The following is a 20,193-nucleotide window of genomic DNA, read 5'->3' on the forward strand; positions in this document are numbered from 1 at the left end:
CTCGGCAAGGTCGTGAAACAGATTGAGACGCCTCGCTCTCCTGACCCCATCATGCGGCGGCCAGAGCGCCGATCGCGAAGAGAAGCGAGTGACCTACGGGACGGTCCAGAAAAAAGTGCAGGAGTGGCTTGACCTAAACGACCCCAATCAGAGAGGACTCTCAGTTAAATTGTGCACTCGCTAGGCGACGGTTGCGGGTGGCGGCTTGGCTGTCTTGATCCGCTTTACGCTGCGGCGGCCGTCGACGCTAACGGGCACCTCACCAGCGATGGTGGCGCGGCGAACGATGCGGTGCTGTTCGCCGTAATCAGTAACCGGATAATGTTGTGTGGCACGGTTGTCCCAGATCGCGACATCTCCCTCTTTCCAGCTCCAGCGCACTGTGTTTTCGGGTGCGGTGATATGAGACTGGAACAGCGCGAACAGCTGCTGGCCGTCATATTTCGGGATACCAACAAAATGCTGTACCACATCGCCGAGTACTAGTGTGCGCTCGCCGGTTTCGGGATGGACCCGCACCACGGGATGCTCGGTCTCATAGATCGTCCTGGTATAGACGTCGTCAAAATGCTTCCGGTCGGTCTCGCTCGCTCGGGCCATCACGGTGTAGTCGAAGGCGTTGGTGTGAACGGCCCAGAGCTCATCGGCCAGTCGTTGCACCGGCGGCGGCAGGTCAAGATAAGCGGCCGCGGTGTTTGACCAGATGGTATCGCCGCCGGACGGTGGTATCACTACGCCACGCAGCATGGCGATCTTGGGATAGGCGTCAACGAAGGTCCAATCAGTGTGCCACATATCAGCTCGGCGGCCAACGCGGGTGGAATCAAACTCGGTGATAGAAACCGTTCCCTCGACGGCACCGAGTATCGGATGCGGCACAAGCTGTCCGAAACGAAGAGCAAAGCGCTCCTGCTCGGCGTCGTCGAGATGACCTTGGTCGCGAAAGAAGATGACCTTTTGCTCAAGCAGTACTCTGTTGATCGCTGCAATCGTTTGGTCCGGCAGGTCGCCTGACAGCCTGATATTCCTGATTTCAGCGCCGATACGCGCTGCGCGTTTAACGATGTCAGCACGCGGAATAACAGTATCGATCAAGGATGCTTCACTCATAGTAGTATTCTCCAAGGCTACGGTTGTTCAACGGACAAAGTTATTCAACTGCACGACACAAACCGGTAAAAGCCGGATTTGCGGATCGGAAGGAAGACCATTTCGGTGACGTTCATGGTTACTACAACACTATATCCGTGTGTACCTCCGCCTGAATCCTGACGACTCTCATCGATGTATCGGTCCGTTCGACGGCTTCAATTTCGCATTAACTCGCTGAACAGTGATCATAAAGGGCCATCAACGGCGGATCGAAAGGGCATCCTGGCATATCGCAGACGGCCTACGTCGCTTCGTTGCGATGGCGTAGGAGATATCGTCTTTTGTAAGCCCTGGCGCGAAGCGCTTGGGTTCGAACAGATCGCGAATGAGGGCGCTGATTTTCAAGGGCATGCCTCCAATTGTTGAGCTATCCTCAGCAAGCACTGTGCCAGTTTGCAAAATTCTGGGGGTAAAACAGGTTCACAGCGACGCGGTGCTGTCATGACGGTGTCCCCTGCAGATGACATAGGAGGTATTGCCAAAGTCTGGAACGACCTGCCGGATGGATATTGTCGGTGAGCCGGCAGATAGCGCGTGAATATGACCTTGAAGCGCTCGCGGTCTCGTTGATTGGCGAGATCCCTCCACCTTCCAAAACTGCAGAACTGCGGGTCGTGACCCGTTCATTTCGCGACTCTGAGGCCTGTGGTTCACGCAAGTTACTTTAGGCCAAACGCCGGCTGGCTGAGCTACTCGTCCACGACCAAATTGTGCAGGTCTGCTTGATCGCAGCTGGGTTGTGTGGGCCATTCAAGGAAAAGGGATGGACACCTGACACGCACTGACGGACTTGTCGACTAGACGACAGAGTCGTGTTCGGTATTCGGCACGGGCTTCTGCTGCAGTTTCAAATTATTAATCGAATGGCAGGCGGAATGTCCTCTGAGGCTCTTCTTCGCAGTCGGCAAGCTGGTGAGCCTCGACAAGGCCGGGTGCGATCGGGAACGCTATAGTGGTTGCCGACGATCGAGACGAGACCATCATGGCTGACGCGACGCTCCAGCTTGAGAAGCGCGTCGAAGGGAACGCCGGGAGAGGTTGAAGTTCCGGCTGCTCCGCCGCGAAGGCTTCACTGACGATGCGTTGCGTGGTGCCGTGCAGGCGAGCATTGGCGACGGTGTCGAGCCAATCTTGCAATTGTTCGTTCAGGTCGTCGAGATTGCGGAAGCTGCGGGCCAGGAAGAAGTCCTCGCGGATATAGCGGAATGGTCGCTCGACTTTGCCCTGGGTTTTGGCACGATACGGCTGGCAGGCTCTGGGCTGGAATCCAAAGTGCTTGGCCAGCGCCAGCAGCGAGCGATTGTAGATGATGTGGCCTTCATTATCTTCGCTGGTAACCGCCGTCTTCATCCTGTCGTAGAGGATCTCGATCGGCACTCCTCCAAGGGTGTCGAAAGCCTGCATGCGACAGCGCAGCAGCGTCTGCAGGTCCTGATGCATGACGTAGCGGGCGAAGATGAAGCGCGAGTGGCCAAGCACAAGCGAGAACAGCCAGCCAATGCGCATCACGCCCGGCGCGTCGGTGAACTCGGTGACGAAGCGCGCGAAGTCGACCTGTGCTTGATATCCGGCCGGGGTCTCGAACCGCACCTCGAAGGGACGCACCTGCTCCTGCGGTCGGATCGCGGCCACGAAGCGCTTCACGGCGGTTATGCGGCGTCATAGCCGCGCTCACGAACCTCGCGCGTCAGGCGCACGGCGCTCAGATCGGGAAAGGCTGAGACCCGTTCGCGAAGATAGTCGACAAAGGGCGCGATCTTGTTTGGCCGCCCCGCCTGTCGCGGGCCATAGGCGGGGAGTTCGAGCCCGCGCTCTATGTATTTGCGGACTGTCTTGGGATCGCGGCCCGTTCGCCGGGCGATCGCGGTCACGGACAGGCCCTGACGGTGTAAATCCGATATCATCAGAAGTTCTCCAAGTTGGACCACCAGCGCCCTCTCGGCCCGCAAAGACCGGAACGGACCATCGACGCCGGAGCGAAGCCGCTAGTTCCGGGACGCGTCCCGGAACTGGCGGCAGCAGCGCCAACTAGGCAATTTTCGATGCCCACACACAATCGAGGAATATTCATGGCCGATGACAGCCGTCGAGGACCGTGCTGGGCCGGGCTGGCGACTGCGCGATGGATCACGCTCGACGACACCGGGGCACGCCACGCCAACCGGGACGGCTGCACCACCCTGATCGGCGATATCGCTCCACCGCGTTCCGCACCGGGCGATCCAAGTCACGTGAGGCGTTCCTGGCGACGCTGCGTGCCGGGCACAGCGATTACATCATCAACGAAGAGGCCTTTGCCTACATGCGCGGTCGCAATCTGAGTGCAACGGTGCTTGAGCGGCTGGCGAGCGCGCCGCACAAGGCATTTGGCGACAACACCTGGCAGGCGCATCTGGCGGCGCTGGCGCCAAAGCCCGTGCTGTTCTCGGAGACGTCGTCGAACCGATCGAGGACAGGTGGGACGGAGTTGGCCGGCACGCCGGTGGCTACCATCCGTCGAACGTCGTTCATCCGGAGCTTGCAATGCGGGAGATAATGAGCAAGCAAGGGAGCACATTTATTTGCACCGGTTTACCTTAAGGTCCCGAGCAAGGTTCGGCATGGAACTTGCTCTCTTCCGTCCATAAGCTACCAAGGTGCATTTCATGGGAAAATCTGCAAGGTCCTCTCCCCGAACGACCAGAGCGATCACAATACGGCCGATGAACGTGAGCGACTTACCGGAGTTGCTTCGGCTGATGCGTGCAACTGTCAGCTTCCATGCTGCCCTGAGCTCTGAGCATGATCAAACCTTCAGCCTAGACGAAGCTGAACTGCTCCGTAGGGGATTTGGCAAGCGACCAGAGTTTGGCGCTTACGTCGCAGACGCAGGCCCAAAGTCACTGGCCGGCATGGCGGTCCACTATGAAATCGAGTTCGTACATACATCGCAACCGCTTCTGATGCTGAAATGGCTCTATGTTGATCCCGAGTACCGAGGTCAGCGCGTCGGCCATAACCTTATGCGAGAAGTGGCCCTGCATGCCCGTGCGACAGGGCGCGAGTGTTTCTACTGGTTCGTGATGAACGAAAATATGATGGCGCAGTCATTTTACCGCGGCCTCGGCGGAACGGAGGATCCTAAGTGGCAGCGATGGATCATGCCTGCCGAGGCTTTGAATCAACTCGTAGAAGACCCAAGATGATCATCATCGCCGATTGACATGGCTACAGATTAGAGGTTCTGGGTAAAATGCCCTGTCGGATGACTGTGGCGATCTATTTGACCGTCACGTCGAATTCCGCGACCACGGCCGGCGTGTCCTGCCGGGAAATATCACGAAAAATGTAAGCGATCGTGTAGTCGCCGGGTTAGTCGATCGTGAGGCCGGCAGTCACGAAGTTTCCCCGAAGCAGTTCGACAGTATCGAACCGAGGCACCTTTCAAATCCAGCCCCCGAGAAGGTTCGCGATCAGAAATTCCGCAGCAGCGAGTTCTTCGATCCGCACGACGCTGTGCACGTTAATACGAGATGCTGCGCCGCCTCTCCATCGACAACTGTCACTCGTCAAGCCGCTGGCGGAAGGAACCGCCAGGGTTCAAGTTCGATTCAAAGGCAGCAAAATCCATGAGCCCAAATATTCCGCCCAGCAGGTCAAGACGGCTATTCAAAACTTTGGTCTGTCACCGGCTTACGCGGCCTTAGCCCGCTGCCGGAGATGGCCCGCCGAATGAATTAATGTTCGGATAATCGTTGGCTTCGATCAGATATTCGTATCTGTCGCTTCGTATGACGCTGAATGCATCTTTGATCGGCGCGCCGTCCGGGGTTACATCGACATTGGCTTCGAATAGCACCGGGCTGGACGAGGAAATCCGCAGGCGCTGAGCTTCCTGCTGAGTGGGTCTTCGTGCCGTTATCCGTGTCCATTTCCGCCTGTATTCGGGAATGCCGCAGCGCTTCAGGGCGGCAGGGAAAGAGTTTACTGCTGCGAACGCAACTGCAAAGCCCGGAACTCGGTCGACTGGGAAGTAGCTGGATCCGGTTGCCAAAGGCCAGTCGTTGACGAAAGAGACCCATCTGACCTCAGTAGCCAACGATCGCGGGGCGATATTCAACCGCTTTGCGACGTCGGTTTCGACGGAAGTTTCGTTGATCGACAGTATCTCCCGCCTCACGGACTTGTTGTGGCCGAGGAGTTTGTAAGTGAACCTGAGGTCGTTCTTCAAGCTTCGTGCAACGAAATCATCCGCAACAAAGGTTCCGACACCGTGCTGAACCCGCAAAGCGCCTTCAGATTCCAGGGCCTTGATCGCATTGCGCACCGTGTGGCGATTAACTCCAAACCGTTTTGCCAAAACGAGATCGCCAGGCAAGCGCCCATCCTCGAACGCGCCAGCATCGATATCACTAAGGATAGCAGAGCGAACTACTTCCCAACGCTTCATCGACCACAACTTTCCTTGTCAATTGGCGTCAACAACCTTCTCCCGAACGACAAAGCATACGCCCGCCGAGAGCCAGCGGTTGACTGTTTCCGCGAGCATCCTGGTCATCGCGTAATGCTCGGAGACAGTTGGACCGATGTGCCGATGGGCATTGGGCGCCGCTTTTTTTGTGTACTTGCGGACATCCGGAAGGGACATTTGCCGGGATGACTCCGAGGCCCGGCGCCTTCGGTCGCGACACGCAATTCTCATGGTTTTTTTCGGAGCACCGAAATGTATTGCCCAGATGCATTGTCGAACGGGCCCCGCTTCCAGTCTTCATAACGTTGGAGAAGCTCAAGTCCGCTAATCTTTGCGAGCAAGTCCAACTCAGTGGGATAAACATATCGCATTTTAAGCGGCATCGTCCGGTTTCCGGCCGGTGTGATCCAAAGATCTTGAGAAATAAAAAGCTGATTATTGCGGTCATGTCTGGCAAACCGTACCATCATTCTCTGCTCGTCGACGTGTATAACTGTGGTTCTTTGGTCTCCATAGACGCCTGATCCTGAAAAATCAGCAGTATACGGGTAATACAGGTGCACCACGAATAGCCCGTCTGGCTTTAGTGACTTGGCAACCGAGTCAAAGCAACTGATTTGCTGGTCGAGGGTCGCCATAAGTGAGAAGGTATTATTAACGCAGTAGACGAGGTCATACTGTGTACCTAGGTCGAACTCTGTCATGTCGCCAAGGTGTGTCGTGACCGAACCGCCAGCGTCCTTTGCGCGAAGCGAGGCAAGCATGCTTTCCGAGTTATCGAGACCGTGGACCGAAGCGCCTGTTTCCGAAAGGGGCAAGGCGATGTGGCCGTTTCCGACGCCCAATTCGAGTGCGGTTCCGTCTTTTGCCAAAGGCGCGAGAAAACTGACTACACACGGGTTCTGGACGGACCCACTAACCGCTTCCATATATTCATCATAGACATCGCTCCAGATTTCACCATAGGCGGTATACGCGTCCGTCACTTCCATAGGACCATTCATGCCGTTTCCTCAGTTACTCGTCTACAGGCCTTTCGGGGCTTGCCGACCAGAGTTGCACATAGTTGTTTTCGTGATGCTATAGATCACATTGCTTTCGCTCTCGGAGCAACTGGCACATGTTTGCCGGATATAGGCTGTTCTCGCGAGCCTCTTCATCCGAGATATGGTCTATCATCTGGAACAACGACGGCGCTCTTAGCGTAGCGGAAAGTCCGCGTTGCAAGATCTCGCTCGATTTTTCGGCGAAGGATTTCGATGTCTTTCGTCGAATGCTGTTGCACAGCAGCAGATAACTCGAAGAGAATCAGGACAGCAACGATAGGATAGCCGACCTTGAGAACGACCTTCATTAAGGTCTTAGACTGAGCTTACTTTGCTGCGAGATGCCGCTCCTTATCTTGCACGTTCGGGTTCAATATCAAGCGAGTGGAGTCGGCTTTTTTGCCACAGCCGATGATGAAGATCTTCTGCCTGACAGCGCGGCGAGGTTACTGACTTGCCGGCTCCACTTGCCGGAGAATGCAATCTGTCCCAGACCTGACATGTTTTTCCATCTTTCGTCCATCAATCACGGTGCCCCGCGGCATCAATGCCGGTCGGCAGCTCCCGCCGCCTCGCCCTAGACAGCCAGATTCGTGCCAAGTTGGCTGCTCGACCCGGAACGAGCATTTTGTGGCCGCTTTTCAGCAAGTTAAGTTAGTCAGCGGAAATCAGGAATTGGCCCAAAGCCTGTGTCGCTGACCCGACAAACACGACATAAGGTATCGGAGAGTGCTCTTCAGACGTACGCATCCGACGAAGGCTGCGGGATTTTAACCGTCGCGCGTTGAAAGATCCTCGCATGGATATCGATGAGGACAAGATCGACGATGCCGTCCTGGCATCGACGATGCCGTCCTGGCGCTGCTGTGGCTGACGCCGCATAACGAATGCTGTGCGTGGAAAGGTTTCGACTGGGCGACCACGCATTGCTTGCATGGGAAAGGTTTGATCAGCGACCCGGTGAGCAAATCAAAGTCGTCGATCCTGACGAATGAAGGTCTCCTGCGGTCGGAGGAGCTATTCCGGAAGCTGTTTACGCGGCAGCAGCAATAGCGGCCGTTTTTTGTGCTCTCCACTCCCGCAGCAGCAATTCGTGCAGGCGGGTGACGAAGTGTAGGCGACGTGGGCCAGCACACGGCGAGCCAGGCCTTGGGGTCGATGTCGTTCAGACGTGCGCTGGTGATGAAATGAGGGTGCATGACGGCGGCACGGTCAGCGTCGCGCTCGGAGCCTGCGAATGTTCAGTTCTGGCGCCCCAAAGCCATCGCACGGTCATTCTGCCATGTCATCGGGCAGATGGTAGAGTTTCACTGTCGCTGGCATCCATATTACGGTGGCCGATTTCGGCATGAAGGTCGGAAGGATCGGGCTGACGGTTCGATCATTCGGGTAGAGACTAGGCCGGGCGAGATCATTCACGTTGCAGGGTCGATGCTGGATCGGGCGTTTTACGCCGACATGGAGATAGGCGAACCGCGCGTTGGGTGATCGGGCTGGTAGAGCTTCATAGACTGCTTACTGAGCGCGATTTCAGGCAGACTTCGACGGATGGACAGGGGCGGCATCATTTCGGAATCGGGGAGCGACATCCCTCGGAATTTGCACCCCGAGGACACTGCGGGGCCTCAGCACGAACTGCGAGCGCACCACAAACCCGCGCCGGGATGTTCCTGAACGAAGAGGAACAGGGCATCAACGCTGTTGTCTTCGGCAAGCAACGACGCGAAGGTTTCATCCAGATCCTTCCTCATGGCAGGCCGGTCGTCGACGGGAACGCGATCGGTGAGCGTCATGTGAAAGCGGAATCGGTCGAAGACGAAGGGTAGCCCCGGCGTGCGAGATAGGTGGTCTCGGTTTCGTCGAGTGGGCTTTGAAGCCACCGCTGAAGCTCGGCCTGATTCATCGGTGCCCGAAAGCAATCGAAGTCTCGATGATGTGCGAGGCAGAGCCTCGCGGGGTTTGGAAACGGAATCAGCGAATCGATCTTCAGGAGATCGATTGGATAGGGAGGCCAGGCCGCCACAAAGCTGCTCAGCGCCCGCTCCAGTTCCTCGACCGGGGTGCCTTCCTTCAACCGGAACGGCGCTTTCAGCGTCGCATGGAAGCCATAGCGGCGCGGCTCGATGGTCAGGGTGCGGTGAACCGAGCCTGCAGCAGCGGCGGCGTGCCCGGCAGCACCCGTGGCCAAGCCGCCGCCGAACTGCCGTCCGAGCCATGCTCTGGCCGTTACTGTCACCGGATGTTCCCGGCGCCGGAGTGCAGTAGATCGCTTAACGGGGCAAGGACGCTTCGGGCATCAGGCGACCGTCTCCGCCGCTATGGCACTGAGCCTGGTCTTGCGGGCCGACCGCCTGCCGACCTCGAACAGCTGGTCGGCAACGGCCTCGCGCACTTCCTCGTCGTGGAAAATGCCGACGATGGCAGCCCCGCGCGCCTTGGCCTCGTTGATCAACTCGACGACGGTCTGCCGGTTGGCGGCGTCGAGCGAGGCCGTCGGCTCGTCGAGCAGCAACACCGGATAGTCGACGATGAAGCTGCGGGCGATGTTGACCCGCTGCTGCTCGCCGCCGGAGAAGGTGGCAGGCGCCACCGACCAGAGGCGTTCGGGAATGCGCAGCCGCGTGAGTAGCGTCTTGGCACGTGCCTTGGCCTCATCTGCCGGCATGCCGTTGGCGATCGCCGGTTCGGCGACGACGTCGAGGGCGCTGATACGTGGAATGACCCGCAGGAACTGGCTGACATAGCCGATGGTGCTGCGGCGGATCTCGACAACCTCCCAGGGCTCGGCGGTCAACAGATCGACCGTCTGGCCGAGATGCTCGACCAGGATCTGCCCGGCATCCGGCTTGTAGTTGGCATAGAGCGAACGCAACAGCGTCGACTTGCCGGCGCCGGACGGCCCGTGCAGGCAGACGCATTTCCCGGCCTTTATTGTCAGTTCGATGTTGTCGAAGACCGGCAGGACGATCCCGCCCTGCGTGTGGAGCGTGAAGGTCTTCGTGAGACCGACGGCGCGAAGCGCGGGATGCTGAAGTGCTTGTTCCATCGAGATGTCCTCTGAAAACCGAAGGGAAGAAGAAGTCCTGCCGGCGCTAGAACACCCGGGCGCCTTCCTTCCACACACCGCGAACGAGCGGCACGTCGCCGATTTCAATAAAATGGCAAAGATCGGCTCTTGCCCCGATCTTGATGGCGCCTCGATCGGAAAGGTTCGTCGCCAAAGCCGGGTTCAAGCTTATCGTCGCAATGGCGCTGGGAAGGCTCAAGCCGATGGGTTCCCTCGTTAGACGGAGGGCTCCATGCAACATGCTTGCCGGGACATAATCAGAAGCAAGAATATCGAGGTGACCAGTCATCGCCAGTTCTCGGGCGCTTACATTTCCCGAGTGAGAGAGCCCACGAACGACGTTCGGGGCACCCATCAACACGCGTACACCGAGAGAATGGGCGGTTTCTGCAGCAGTCCGGGTCGTTGGAAACTCGGAGATCGTGACGCCGGCGACGCTGGCTTCCCGAACATGCTCGGGCGTCTCGTCGTCGTGGCTTGCGATCGGCAATTGCCGCGCACGAGCACGAGCAATGATCGTCTCTTGGTTCCGAGGCCCAATCGTCCGGGACGCTTCGACCCATTCCGCGACGCGACGGTCAGCGTCTTCCTCCGACCAGCCGTAGTCCCTGATCTGCATCGCCCGGAAGCGGTCCACTTGCGGCGACTGGCGATGACCGGGCGCGTGGTCCATGACAGATACGAGCTTGACCAGCGGATTTTCGGCATGCGATTTGAACGCCGAGACCACGTCTTCGTCTGTTATTTCGCACCGCAAATGGAGGAAATGATCAGCGCGTAGCAGGCCAAGATCTTGAGCCGTCCCAACAGCCTCCACGATAAGAGGCACGATGCGGGCCCTATCGCTCCTGCTTGTGTTGTCACGCGTCATCGAGCCTAAGGATAAGGAATCGAAGACCGTGGTAATGCCGGCTGATATGACCACTGCATCGTGCGTCGCCACTGCGGAAAGCGGATCCCAGATCACTCCGGCCCTAGGCAACGCATGCTTTTCCACATTGTCCGTATGAAGATCGACCAGCCCTGGCAACAAAAAACCGCCTTCAAGATCGACCGCTGCCTGCAGGGAGCTCCGACCGGCGGAAACATCGCTAATCAGACCGCCCTTGATGTGGACAGTTCCCTCAAAGGTTTCGTCAGGCAGAACCAGTCTGGCGCCTGTCAGCGTCAATTCTTTCACTGCGCGCTTTGCAGGTTTGCTGCGCGAAGGGGCATTGATTTCGAGTAACATCTAGAGCACCGAGGAAACGAGAAGTTGCGTATAGGGGTGGTGTGGGTCATCCAGGACCTGGTCGGTAAGACCTGTCTCCACGATATTGCCTCGCCGCATGACGATGATCCGATGGGCCAAAAGGCGGGCGACGGACAGATCGTGCGTCACCAGAACGACTGCGACGCCAATGTTCATGACCAGACCCCGCAGGAGGTCGAGCAACCGGGCTTGGACTGATACGTCCAGACCGCCGGTAGGTTCGTCCATGAAGACGAGGCGCGGCTTGGTCACGAGGATTCGGGAGATCTGCAGACGTTGCTGCATGCCGCCGGAAAATGTCTTCGGATGATGATCGGTGCGGGAAAGATCGATCTCAACCTTGGCAAGCCATTCCTGAGCCTCTTTTCGGATGTCGCCATAGTGCCTCGCACCGAGGCCCATCGGCCGCTCGCCGATGTTGCCGCCAGCACTCACCGCCATCCGGAGACCATCTCGCGGATTTTGATGGACAAGGCCCCAGTCCGTCCGCATCAGCCTTCGGCGTTCTGGCTCCTTAAGTGTCAGGACATCCGTCGGCCCTTTGTGCTGCATGTCGTAAACGACAGCGCCCTTGTCTGGAACCAGCCCCCCTGAGAGGCAGTTGAGCAGAGTGGACTTGCCCGACCCCGATTCCCCGACGATCGCGATGATCTCACCCGGAAACAGATTGAAGGAGATATCCTCGCAGCCCAACGTGCTGCCATAGGCTTTTGTAAGCTGCCTGACCGAGAGGAGCGGCTGGCGGCGGGCCGACCGTATTTGCGTTGAAGCCGCGTTCATGAGTTCGGCTCTTTTGCAGCTTCCGTCGATGCGTACGCTTGCGAGTGAGAGGTCCGCTCATCCGGTCCGGTCTGCCCGTTTTCCCTTCGCGTCGCGCAGTAGTCCGTGTCGGAGCAGACGAACATGCGCTGTCCTTTGTCGTCCATCAAAATCTCGTCGAGGTAGCTTTCGGTCGCTCCGCAAAGCGAGCAACACTGCGTCCATCGCTGTACCTTGAATGGATGGTCATCGAAATCGAGACTGCGAACCTGTGTGTAGGGCGGGACAGCGTAGATGCGCTTTTCGCGACCGGCCCCGAACAGCTGGATGGCTGGATTGTTATCTAGCTTCGGGTTGTCAAACTTGGGGATCGGCGTAGGCGACATCAGGTAACGCCCATTCGTCATGACCGGATAGCTGGTGGTTGTGGCGATATGGCCGAAACGGGAGATGTCTTCGTAGAGCTGGACGTTCATCAGACCGTATTCCCCGTAGGCGTGCATCTTGCGCGTCTCGGCTTCCCGCGGCTCCAGCCGCTGCAATGGTTCCGGCGACGGCACCTGATACACGACGATCTGTCCCTCATTGAGAGGGGTTTCGGGCACACGGTGTCGGGTTTGGATGATGGTGGCCGCACTCGTATGTTCCGTCGTTTCGATGCCGGCAACCCGCTTGAAGAAGCGGCGAATGGACACGGCGTTCGTCGCATCGTCGGCGCCCTGGTCGATAACCTTCAACCGATCATCCGGTCCGATGACGCTGGCCGTCAGCTGTATCCCACCAGTTCCCCAGCCGTAGGCCAGCGGCATCTCGCGACTGCCGAATGGGACCTGAAGACCAGGAACTGCCATCGCCTTCAGGATGCATCGGCGGATCATTCGCTTGGACTGCTCATCGAGATAAGCAAAATTATAGGATGAGCGGCCGCCGTTGCGGGCGGCACCCTGTTGATTGGCGGTCATTCCGCTGCCTCCTTGTCTAGACGGTCGCCACTCTGCTCTTCCCGCAACTGCCGTAGGAATTGCAGGTCGGCCTGGAAGTCGACGTAGTGCGGCAGGGTGAGATGCGAGACAAATCCGGCCGCTTCGAGATTGTCGGTGTGGGCCAGCACGAACTCTTCATCCTGAACCGCATAGCGCGCTTCCTCACCCAGTTCGCGGCAGCGCAGGGATCGATCGACGACCGCCATCCCCATGGCTTTGCGCTCGCTCTTTCCAAAGGAGAGACCATAACCCCGCGTAAATTGGGCAGGTCGATCTTCCGAGCCGCCAAACAGGTCCAGCATCTGGCACTCTGTTACGGTGATGTCTCCGATGGAAACCGCAAAGCCAAGTTCCTCCGGAATGATCTCGACGGCAACGTCTCCAACGCGCGTTTCGCCAACGTAGGGATGGGCAGCGCCATATCCCCGCAGCGCGGAATAGGCCAAGCCGACCACGAAGCCTTCATCGCCGCGGGCGAGATTCTGCAGGCGCTGATCGCGCCCCGCCGGAAGGCTCAGAGGCTCTCGCGTCAGATCGAAAACGGCCTGCTGTTCAGCCGACGCCATTTCGACTTCGATCAGTCCTTCGTCAGAAAAGCTGTCGAAGGCGCGACCGGCGGCGGATTCAAGCGGCCTGTCCGCGACATTGGCCTTTGTGTCTTGGGGAGGCGCCGGATCGAGAAGGTCGAAGTCAAGGAGCCGGTGAGTGTACTCGTAGGTCGAACCAAGCACCTGGCCACCGGGAATGTCCTTGAGCGTCGCCGAAATGCGCCGCTGAATGACCATTTGAGCCGTGTCCAGCGGATTGGAGACAGCAAAGCGCGGCATGGTCGTGCGATAGGCGCGCAGGAGGAAAATCGCTTCGACGGCATCCCCTTGCGCCTGCTTCAGCGCCAGAGCTGCAAGTTCCCGGTCATAGACGGACCCCTCGCACATCACCCGGTCGACAGCCAGGCCCATTTGCTCGGAAATCTGGCGGACTGTCAGTTCGGGAACCGAAGCCTCTCCGCGGCGATCTTCCGCGATCAGGCGGTGCGAGTTCAGGATTGCCTGCTCGCCCCCCTTTACGGCAACATAAGCCATCTAAAACTCCACTGAAATACTGCGGGGAAGGGCGATCACCGAGCTCCCGGCGGTGAAGAGAACATCCACCCCGATCGGATAGAGCTCGTGGTTGGCCTGCCAGTCTTCCCAGAACCAGGAAGGAAGACCTGCGACCGCCAGCGCGATGTCCCCTGGGATGCCGGGGCCGCGCAGCCGCAGTGACGGACCGCCGTCAAAAGCGGGGAGCTGAATGACAACTGTTGTCGAGGTTTGAGGCTCGATGTCGGTGCCGAGCGCGAACTGCTCCAGGCGGGGCATGCTCATGGGATCGCAAACAACGGCGAACGAAGATGTTTCCGCGCTGGTAACCGGCACGCCGCAGTGGAACGCGAGGAAATCGCGAACCGCCTTCGAACCTGACGCCGGATCGAGCCAGATCGGCGTTTCCAGGTCGGTCAATGTCAGACAAACTGCGACGGTTGCGGGATCGAGAGGGCCGATCCGGGTATGTGCGCGCGATAGGATCTGAGGGCGTCCGACGTATCCATAGGCTTCCAGGATGCACCGGAACGTATGCTGGCTATCGAAGACCGGATCCGCGAAGCCGGGTTCAATCCCCGCCGTATCCATAGCGCTCATCATTTGGGTTCTCTGGCTTGAGTCATTGCGAAGAAATCGACCTTCGTCGAGGCTGCCTTGCGACTCTTGAGATCACGGCGCATGGATTGCGCGCGTTCGAATTTGGAGATGACTTTCAATGTCGCCGACGCTGTCTCATCGCCTCGTTGCAAAAGCGCGTCGAACAGTGCCGCGAGTTCCGCCTGTCGCTGATCGCGACCCAGAACGAATGCAAATCCGGTCGTGCCATCGAGAAGCTTCAGCGCGCAGCGCGTCATCGTGGCCTCTCCGACATTGAAGGAGGGCCCGGTCTCACCCGCCCGTCCTTGCAAAAGGACGAGGCCGCTCTCCGGTGGTCGCAGCAAAACGTAAGCCGGCGCATTCAGCAAATCCAGATACGCCTGTTCAAGCTCCCGGCAGCTTGCACGCGCGAGGACCGCCATCCATCGCTGCCTTCTTTCAACATCATTTCGCACTTTGTGGTCACCGCTCTGGTAATCGACCTCACGCCGCGCCGTTCGCCACGACTTCGGCTGAGAGCTACATAGATGTCTAGGTATCTTGATGGTTTAATAGATAGCGGTTGCGACAGTTTGATGACAGGCTGTTGAGCTTGCCCGGTGAAACCAGCAAAAAACGCTTCGCTTGCTGCGAAGACCGACAAGCCGAAACGACCGTAGCGTCTCAGCTGTCGGCTTCGATAAGGTATTCGTACCTGTCGCTTCGGATCACGCCGAACGCGTATTTTATCGGTGCGCCGTCCGGAGTGACGTCGACATTGGTCTCATAGAAAACGGGGCTTGACGACGATATGCGCAGCAACTGAGTTTCCTGCTGCGTCGGCCGGCGCGCCGTTATACGGGTCCACTTGCGCTTGTATTTAGCTATCCCGCAGCGTTTCAGGGCTGCGGTAAAGGAGTTTGATCCCTCAAAGGCAGCCGCGAGACCTGGAACCCTATCGGCAGGATGATAAGCCGCTCCAGTCGCCAGAGGCCAGTCGTTGATGAATGAGATCGATTTGACTTCGGTGACCAGCGCAGACGGGGCGATCTTAAGATGTTTGGCAATCTCGGGCCCAGCCGAGACCTGGGCGACCGACAGAATCTCGCGCTTAACCGATTTGTTCTGGCCAAGAAGTTTGTAGGTAAATCTTGGGTCGGTGTCCAATTTGTGGGAAACGAAATCTTCCGCAACGAAAGTGCCGACACCGTGTTGAACTCGAAGAGCACCTTCGGATTCAAGCGCCTTGATCGCGTTTCGAACGGTGTGGCGATTGACGCCAAACCGCTCTGCCAAGACGAGATCGCCGGGGAGGCGCCCCTTCTCGAACGCACCCGCACCGATATCACTGAGGAGAGAGGAGCGAACCACTTCCCAACGCTTCATTGATCAACGTTCCTTGCCGACTCGCCGAATAACCCATTATCAAAACAGCGGGCGATCAGGAAAAGTGTCAAGTGGCAGTCCAAGCACGCGTGCAAGCGTCGGAGCAAAGCGCGTCGGCTCAGCCTTGTCTACGACCGCATTTGGGATGCCCGGTCCGGACATTATACAGACGCGATCGTCCGCAGGTGCGCCCGGACGGAACCCATGAGTGGACCTATATTTGGGCTGGCCGAGCGGTTGGCCTGCTGGATGATGGGCCGGTGTCTCCTCAAAATCATGTCCTGCAGGCGCCACGAACGTGGCGATGCGTTCACGAATCCGAGTGGGCAAATGGGAATCGGTCCAGGGTTCAGCGCCAAATCGGGCCAACCGCTCAGTCACCTCCTGGCGATCTATATCGTTCTCGACCAGGACATGAAGTGTTGCACCTTCGGATTGCCAAACCCGTCCGGGAATAATCAGATCTGGCAAGATTGATGTTTTGATGTTGCCGTGCCCATGATCGCTGACGATCGCGATCGTGTACTCGTCGCGCCTCCCAGCTCTGCGCAAACTGTCAAGGCAAAGACCGACGAGAGAATCGGCGAATGCAATCGCGAAATGGGCCTCCTCGCTCTCATAACCGAAGTCGTGCTGGAATGCATCTGGGACGTTGATCTCCGTCACGACAACATCAGGCGGCTCCTCCGAGCCGATCAGGCTTGCTGCCACAGCGACGGTGAGCTGGTCACCAATCAGCATCCCCGTAAGGCGTGACACTTCGTTAGGCTCCTTGGACTCAGGCATGTAAGAGGGTAGCGGGAAAGTCACCAGCCGACCCCGCGGATCTTTCACCTTCAGCAATGGCGGGATGGTTCCATCGGCGGGGATCTTCGTGAAGCCGGGGCCACGCAGCCAGCACGGCGGAATGTAGACAGACGTATCTTCCGGGTTAATCAGCGCGTGGCCGATGCACGCCACATCGTAGCCGGCTCGAGAGGCTAGGGTTGCAATGGTCGAGACAAGGACGTGTTCGGCCTCGGCGGCGACGAATATCCCGTCACTCAAGATCCGGTTGCCAAACACCCCGTGTACCTCGGCTCCGGTCCCTGTAAGGATCGAAGCACGGCCCGGCATCGAGGTACCCGGCACGGCAGACTGTAGCCGCCGAACCAAATATCCTTCCTCTGCCAACGACGACATGGCTGGAAGGCGACTGTGGTATTTCTCGAAATAGTCTGCACTTAAGCCGTCGATCATAATCAAAAGAAGTTTGCGACGTGTCATTTCAGAATTGCCCTTCAAATCGAGCGGTTGACGTTTGGTGCATGCGATCTGAGGGCTGGCCGTACCTGCCGATGATCTCGCACCGGCGCCGAACACTCCGGGCGAGCAAGTGGCCATCATGATCGCTGGCATGCCTGAGTTCGATCCTCGTTTCCCTGCGCCGGCGCTCATCAGTCAGACGGGGGACGCCTGCAGGAGTGACTTCTTCTCGCCCTGCGCCGGCCGACCAGCTGTCGCCAGCAATTCCGCCATCGGCCGGTGGCACCAGAGCGCGTGATGCGCGGGATGCCCCTGCAATGGCGGGCGAACGGTCCCGCAAAGGTCCGCGATCCTCCTATGACAAGCGTCGTAGAACGCGCAGCCCTCGGCTGACGGCGGCACTTCGGTGCCCGCTGAGACGCCTCCCGGTGCCGGCTGAGGCGCAAGGTTGCGGGCCGCGTCGAGAAGAGCATGCGTATAGGGGTGGAATGGCGGGCCGTAGAAGAGATTGGTCGTTCCCGTCTCGCAGCTTTGGCCGCGATAAAGCACGAGCACCTTGTCGGCAATCGCCCGGACCACTGCCAGATCGTGGGACACGAAGACCAAAGCCAGGCGCCGCTCACGCTTTATGTCGGCAAGAAGCTCCAGCACAGCGGCTTGCACCGACACGTCGAGCGCCGAGGTGACCTCGTCGCAAAGCAATACATCAGGCTCGGCTGCGAGCGCTCGCGCCAAGGCAACACGCTGCTTCTCGCCCCCCGAAAGCTGTCCGGGCAGACGATCCAGATAGCGCAGCGGAAGTCTCACTTGCCGCATAAGATCGGCGGCCCGGCGGCGGGCGCGCGCTCCCGTCACCCCGAAATAGAGGCGCAACGGCGCTGCGATGATCTCCGCTACAGTCTGCCGGGGATTCAGCGATGCGTCGGGATTCTGAAACACGAGTTGCATGCGTCGACGGGTTTCCAGACTTCGAAACTCGGCCTCTCCCGCGAGCCGCACGAGCGCGCCTCCGTCGCCGGCCGCAAGTGCAGCACCCCCGCCGCTGGGGCGGACCAGGCCCGCGATCACTTTTAAAAGCGTCGATTTGCCGGACCCGGATTCCCCCGCCAGCCCGAGGGTCTCGCCGGCAGAGAGTTCAAAGCTGACGTCCCGCAGCGCGGTAGCGGGAAGCGGCGACAGGCCGAGACGGCGTGCCAATCTGCCGGAGCTGCCATAGATAACGCTGAGGCCTTCGACACGGAGCAGCGGGCTGACGGTTGGAGCAGCGGCGCTTGAACGGAGAGCAATGGCGGGCATCGGCTGCGGCGCGCTTTCCAGCGCGAAATGGCACTTCGCATGCCCAGCCCCCGCCGGCAGGACCTGCAAGCCGGGCCGTGTCGTATTGCAGATTGTTTCAACGCGCCCGCAGCGCGGCGCGAAGCCGCAGCCTTGCATCCCCGCCAGGGGCATCGCCTCAGCTGGAGCCGGAGGAATGCCTGCCCCATCCAGACGGGGAATCGAAGCCAGAAGGGCGCGTGTATAGGGGTGTGCCGGCCTGGTCAGCAGTCGGTCCACGGGCCCTTCCTCCACGATCTGGCCCCCGTAGAGCACCACCACACGTTGGGCGAGACGGGCAATCGCGCCGATATCGTGACTGACGACCACCATGGTCAGCCCGGCGGATCGCCTCAGCTCGGCGAGAAGTCCCAACAGATGACCTTGGGTGGTGGCATCCAGGCCGGTCGTCGGCTCGTCCAGAAGCAGGACATCCGGTTCGGCAGCTAACGCGAGGGCAATACAGACACGCTGCTGCTGACCTCCCGAGAGCTCATGGGGATAGCGACGCAGCATTGTCGCACCATCGGGAAGGCGGACCTGGCGCAGCAGCTCCAGCGCACGGCCTCGACCAACTTGCAGGCCGCGCCCGGCCTGAAGGTCTATCACCTCCTTGAGCAGCTGGCCGACCCGACGGTTCGGCGTTAGCGAAAGACTCGCACCCTGCGGCACCAATGCGAGCCGGGAGGCGCGTAGCTGCCGGAGGGTAGGGGCGGGCAGTCGTAGGAGGTCTTGCCGGTCGTAGAGGATCGTGCCAGCCGTCGCATGCAGGCCGCGCTTCAGATGGCCAAGCATGGCCAATAGCAAGGTGCTCTTGCCGCTCCCCGATTCCCCCACGATACCGAGAACCTCGCCCCGTCTGATCTCGAACGTGACCTCGCTCAGTATCTCGCGTGAGACGCGGCCGGCGGCCGCGGTGACAGTCAGGTTCTCGACCCGGATTGCAGTGATGGTCAATTGTGCCTCCAATCAGACAGGCGTGTGAAGCATGCGATCGAGACCCAGGGCCTTGCCTAGGGCATCGCCGAGCAGATTGATGCCGATGACCAGACTTGAGAGAGCGAGACAGGGCCAGAGCACGACCCAGGGCGTGATGCCCAGATAACCTCGTGCCTCGGCAATCATCGCACCCCAGTCTGGGGTCGGAGGCGTCACGCCAAAGCCCAAAAACGAGAGCGAGCTGAAGACCAGGAGCATCCAACTCCACCGCATGGCCCCTTCCACGAGCAGGACATCGCGGATGTTGGGCAGAAGATCGTGCCAAACGATGGCCAGTGGGTGATGCCCGCGGGCACGGGCGGCTGTTACATAGTCCTGGGCAACCACGGACAGCGTGGCTGCGCGGACAACCCGGGCGAGAGGAATTCCGTGGAAGAAGGCGAGAAGCGGGATCAGCACCAGGAGGCTCCCGTCGCTGGCACTGGCAGCCAGAAGCAGGAAGAGGAGCCAAGGTAAGGCGAGGCAAGCGTCGATGAGCCACATGGCGCTCTCCTCGATGCGCCCGCCGAGAAAGCCAATGGTTATACCCAGCGCGCCCCCGCCAAGCACCGCCAGAAGGGTCGCCAAGCCTGTGATGGCGATCGCGGCCCGCCCGCCCATCAGTGTGCGCGAGAGAACGTCGCGCCCGAGCTGGTCCGTCCCGAGAACATAATCACCGCCAGGCGCCTGAAGCGAGGCGGCCGGATTTTGGAAGGTGGGGTCATGCGTCGCCAACCAGGGTGCCGATAGCGCCATCAGAAGCTGCAGGACGACGATCGCCGCCCCGATGGCGCCGGACGGCCTTGCCAGGATGGATCGAAAGACCCGCCCGAGACGCAAGGGCCAGGCCGGCGGCGCAATATCCTCCAGCAGCATCGTGTCGTCCTCCCGCAGCATCGT

19 protein-coding genes and 3 pseudogenes are annotated in these 20,193 nt (G+C 59.3%); 3 read left to right on the top strand and 19 right to left on the bottom strand.

Annotated elements, in window-relative coordinates:
• Positions 1 to 180 precede the first annotated feature (180 nt).
• Both ACFX5Q_RS32700 and istA read right to left on the bottom strand, forming a co-directional pair.
• Positions 181 to 1,110: a TauD/TfdA dioxygenase family protein gene (locus tag ACFX5Q_RS32700; RefSeq protein ID WP_404284419.1), complete on the bottom strand. Its 930-nt coding sequence runs from the start codon at positions 1,108 to 1,110 to the stop codon at positions 181 to 183.
• A gap of 970 nt (positions 1,111 to 2,080) precedes the next feature.
• Positions 2,081 to 3,080 (bottom strand): annotated as a pseudogene (gene istA / locus ACFX5Q_RS32705) (IS21 family transposase); the annotation flags it as partial.
• Between the two features lie 194 nt (positions 3,081 to 3,274).
• On the opposite strand from istA, the gene ACFX5Q_RS32710 reads away from it, so the two are divergent.
• Both ACFX5Q_RS32710 and ACFX5Q_RS32715 read left to right on the top strand, forming a co-directional pair.
• Positions 3,275 to 3,688, top strand: coding sequence for a hypothetical protein (locus tag ACFX5Q_RS32710; RefSeq protein ID WP_404284421.1), 414 nt, complete (start codon positions 3,275 to 3,277; stop codon positions 3,686 to 3,688).
• A 166-nt stretch (positions 3,689 to 3,854) separates the two neighbouring features.
• Positions 3,855 to 4,337, top strand: a complete 483-nt coding sequence (locus tag ACFX5Q_RS32715; RefSeq protein WP_404284423.1) for a GNAT family N-acetyltransferase — start codon at positions 3,855 to 3,857, stop codon at positions 4,335 to 4,337.
• Between the two features lie 497 nt (positions 4,338 to 4,834).
• Here the strand turns inward: ACFX5Q_RS32715 and phnF (ACFX5Q_RS32720) are convergent, their stop codons facing one another.
• The 4 genes from phnF (ACFX5Q_RS32720) to ACFX5Q_RS32735 all read right to left on the bottom strand — a co-directional run bounded on the left by phnF (ACFX5Q_RS32720) (position 4,835) and on the right by ACFX5Q_RS32735 (position 6,956).
• On the bottom strand, positions 4,835 to 5,581 hold the full coding sequence (gene phnF / locus ACFX5Q_RS32720) for a phosphonate metabolism transcriptional regulator PhnF (protein WP_404284425.1): 747 nt from the start codon (positions 5,579 to 5,581) through the stop codon (positions 4,835 to 4,837).
• Positions 5,582 to 5,599: 18 nt separating this feature from the next.
• The gene (locus ACFX5Q_RS32725; protein WP_404284427.1) at positions 5,600 to 5,779 is read right to left on the bottom strand and encodes a hypothetical protein; all 180 of its coding nucleotides are present in this window, start codon (positions 5,777 to 5,779) and stop codon (positions 5,600 to 5,602) included.
• Positions 5,780 to 5,829: 50 nt separating this feature from the next.
• Complete coding sequence (locus ACFX5Q_RS32730) at positions 5,830 to 6,606, bottom strand: class I SAM-dependent DNA methyltransferase (protein ID WP_404284429.1); 777 nt, start codon at positions 6,604 to 6,606, stop codon at positions 5,830 to 5,832.
• A 152-nt stretch (positions 6,607 to 6,758) separates the two neighbouring features.
• Entirely contained in the window at positions 6,759 to 6,956 is a 198-nt protein-coding gene (locus ACFX5Q_RS32735) for a hypothetical protein (RefSeq protein ID WP_404284431.1), read from the bottom strand.
• Between the two features lie 532 nt (positions 6,957 to 7,488).
• Between ACFX5Q_RS32735 and ACFX5Q_RS32740 the strand changes: the two genes are divergently transcribed.
• Positions 7,489 to 7,701 (top strand): DUF6429 family protein, encoded by a 213-nt coding sequence (locus ACFX5Q_RS32740; RefSeq protein WP_404284468.1) that lies wholly within the window; start codon positions 7,489 to 7,491, stop codon positions 7,699 to 7,701.
• Here the strand turns inward: ACFX5Q_RS32740 and ACFX5Q_RS32745 are convergent.
• The 13 genes and pseudogenes from ACFX5Q_RS32745 to ACFX5Q_RS32805 form a co-directional block, all read right to left on the bottom strand.
• A pseudogene (locus ACFX5Q_RS32745) lies at positions 7,682 to 7,919 on the bottom strand (transposase domain-containing protein); the annotation flags it as partial. The gene ACFX5Q_RS32740 and the pseudogene ACFX5Q_RS32745 sit on opposite strands and share 20 nt — an antisense overlap.
• Before the next feature lie 354 nt (positions 7,920 to 8,273).
• Positions 8,274 to 8,884: pseudogene (locus ACFX5Q_RS32750) on the bottom strand (DUF1045 domain-containing protein).
• A gap of 60 nt (positions 8,885 to 8,944) precedes the next feature.
• Complete coding sequence (gene phnL / locus ACFX5Q_RS32755; RefSeq protein ID WP_404284433.1) at positions 8,945 to 9,694, bottom strand: phosphonate C-P lyase system protein PhnL; 750 nt, start codon at positions 9,692 to 9,694, stop codon at positions 8,945 to 8,947.
• Positions 9,695 to 9,740: 46 nt separating this feature from the next.
• The gene (locus ACFX5Q_RS32760; RefSeq protein WP_404284435.1) at positions 9,741 to 10,946 is read right to left on the bottom strand and encodes an alpha-D-ribose 1-methylphosphonate 5-triphosphate diphosphatase; all 1,206 of its coding nucleotides are present in this window, start codon (positions 10,944 to 10,946) and stop codon (positions 9,741 to 9,743) included.
• On the bottom strand, positions 10,947 to 11,747 hold the full coding sequence (gene phnK, locus ACFX5Q_RS32765; RefSeq protein WP_404284437.1) for a phosphonate C-P lyase system protein PhnK: 801 nt from the start codon (positions 11,745 to 11,747) through the stop codon (positions 10,947 to 10,949).
• Complete coding sequence (locus ACFX5Q_RS32770; protein WP_404284439.1) at positions 11,744 to 12,688, bottom strand: alpha-D-ribose 1-methylphosphonate 5-phosphate C-P-lyase PhnJ; 945 nt, start codon at positions 12,686 to 12,688, stop codon at positions 11,744 to 11,746. The genes phnK and ACFX5Q_RS32770 overlap by 4 nt, the downstream gene beginning before the upstream one ends.
• Positions 12,685 to 13,791, bottom strand: a complete 1,107-nt coding sequence (locus ACFX5Q_RS32775; RefSeq protein ID WP_404284441.1) for a carbon-phosphorus lyase complex subunit PhnI — start codon at positions 13,789 to 13,791, stop codon at positions 12,685 to 12,687. The genes ACFX5Q_RS32770 and ACFX5Q_RS32775 overlap by 4 nt, the downstream gene beginning before the upstream one ends.
• Positions 13,792 to 14,394, bottom strand: coding sequence for a phosphonate C-P lyase system protein PhnH (gene phnH, locus ACFX5Q_RS32780; RefSeq protein WP_404284443.1), 603 nt, complete (start codon positions 14,392 to 14,394; stop codon positions 13,792 to 13,794). It abuts the gene before it with no gap.
• Positions 14,391 to 14,846, bottom strand: a complete 456-nt coding sequence (phnG, locus tag ACFX5Q_RS32785) for a phosphonate C-P lyase system protein PhnG (RefSeq protein ID WP_404284445.1) — start codon at positions 14,844 to 14,846, stop codon at positions 14,391 to 14,393. The genes phnH and phnG overlap by 4 nt, the downstream gene beginning before the upstream one ends.
• Before the next feature lie 208 nt (positions 14,847 to 15,054).
• Positions 15,055 to 15,756: a phosphonate metabolism transcriptional regulator PhnF gene (gene phnF / locus ACFX5Q_RS32790; protein ID WP_404284446.1), complete on the bottom strand. Its 702-nt coding sequence runs from the start codon at positions 15,754 to 15,756 to the stop codon at positions 15,055 to 15,057.
• 39 nt (positions 15,757 to 15,795) lie between these two features.
• Positions 15,796 to 17,154, bottom strand: a complete 1,359-nt coding sequence (locus tag ACFX5Q_RS32795) for an alkaline phosphatase family protein (RefSeq protein WP_404284448.1) — start codon at positions 17,152 to 17,154, stop codon at positions 15,796 to 15,798.
• A gap of 42 nt (positions 17,155 to 17,196) precedes the next feature.
• Entirely contained in the window at positions 17,197 to 19,272 is a 2,076-nt protein-coding gene (locus tag ACFX5Q_RS32800; protein ID WP_404284450.1) for a dipeptide ABC transporter ATP-binding protein, read from the bottom strand.
• A gap of 12 nt (positions 19,273 to 19,284) precedes the next feature.
• Complete coding sequence (locus ACFX5Q_RS32805; protein WP_404284452.1) at positions 19,285 to 20,169, bottom strand: ABC transporter permease; 885 nt, start codon at positions 20,167 to 20,169, stop codon at positions 19,285 to 19,287.
• Positions 20,170 to 20,193 lie beyond the last annotated feature (24 nt).

This window comes from Mesorhizobium sp. IMUNJ 23033, from assembly GCF_044778005.1.
Classification (GTDB): Bacteria; Pseudomonadota; Alphaproteobacteria; order Rhizobiales; family Rhizobiaceae; genus Mesorhizobium; species Mesorhizobium amorphae_A.

Coding starts and splice junctions, on each gene's coding strand:
- phnH (WP_404284443.1), bottom strand. CDS start 14,394: ATGATGAGCGCTATGGATACGGCGGGGATTGAACCCGGCTTCGCGGAT.
- ACFX5Q_RS32795 (WP_404284448.1), bottom strand. CDS start 17,154: ATGCCAGCGATCATGATGGCCACTTGCTCGCCCGGAGTGTTCGGCGCC.
- phnF (WP_404284425.1), bottom strand. CDS start 5,581: ATGAAGCGTTGGGAAGTAGTTCGCTCTGCTATCCTTAGTGATATCGAT.
- ACFX5Q_RS32770 (WP_404284439.1), bottom strand. CDS start 12,688: ATGACCGCCAATCAACAGGGTGCCGCCCGCAACGGCGGCCGCTCATCC.
- ACFX5Q_RS32725 (WP_404284427.1), bottom strand. CDS start 5,779: ATGTCCCTTCCGGATGTCCGCAAGTACACAAAAAAAGCGGCGCCCAAT.
- phnF (WP_404284446.1), bottom strand. CDS start 15,756: ATGAAGCGTTGGGAAGTGGTTCGCTCCTCTCTCCTCAGTGATATCGGT.
- phnL (WP_404284433.1), bottom strand. CDS start 9,694: ATGGAACAAGCACTTCAGCATCCCGCGCTTCGCGCCGTCGGTCTCACG.
- ACFX5Q_RS32805 (WP_404284452.1), bottom strand. CDS start 20,169: ATGCTGCTGGAGGATATTGCGCCGCCGGCCTGGCCCTTGCGTCTCGGG.
- ACFX5Q_RS32730 (WP_404284429.1), bottom strand. CDS start 6,606: ATGAATGGTCCTATGGAAGTGACGGACGCGTATACCGCCTATGGTGAA.
- ACFX5Q_RS32735 (WP_404284431.1), bottom strand. CDS start 6,956: ATGAAGGTCGTTCTCAAGGTCGGCTATCCTATCGTTGCTGTCCTGATT.
- phnK (WP_404284437.1), bottom strand. CDS start 11,747: ATGAACGCGGCTTCAACGCAAATACGGTCGGCCCGCCGCCAGCCGCTC.
- ACFX5Q_RS32775 (WP_404284441.1), bottom strand. CDS start 13,791: ATGGCTTATGTTGCCGTAAAGGGGGGCGAGCAGGCAATCCTGAACTCG.
- ACFX5Q_RS32710 (WP_404284421.1), top strand. CDS start 3,275: ATGGATCACGCTCGACGACACCGGGGCACGCCACGCCAACCGGGACGG.
- ACFX5Q_RS32700 (WP_404284419.1), bottom strand. CDS start 1,110: ATGAGTGAAGCATCCTTGATCGATACTGTTATTCCGCGTGCTGACATC.
- ACFX5Q_RS32760 (WP_404284435.1), bottom strand. CDS start 10,946: ATGTTACTCGAAATCAATGCCCCTTCGCGCAGCAAACCTGCAAAGCGC.
- ACFX5Q_RS32715 (WP_404284423.1), top strand. CDS start 3,855: ATGAACGTGAGCGACTTACCGGAGTTGCTTCGGCTGATGCGTGCAACT.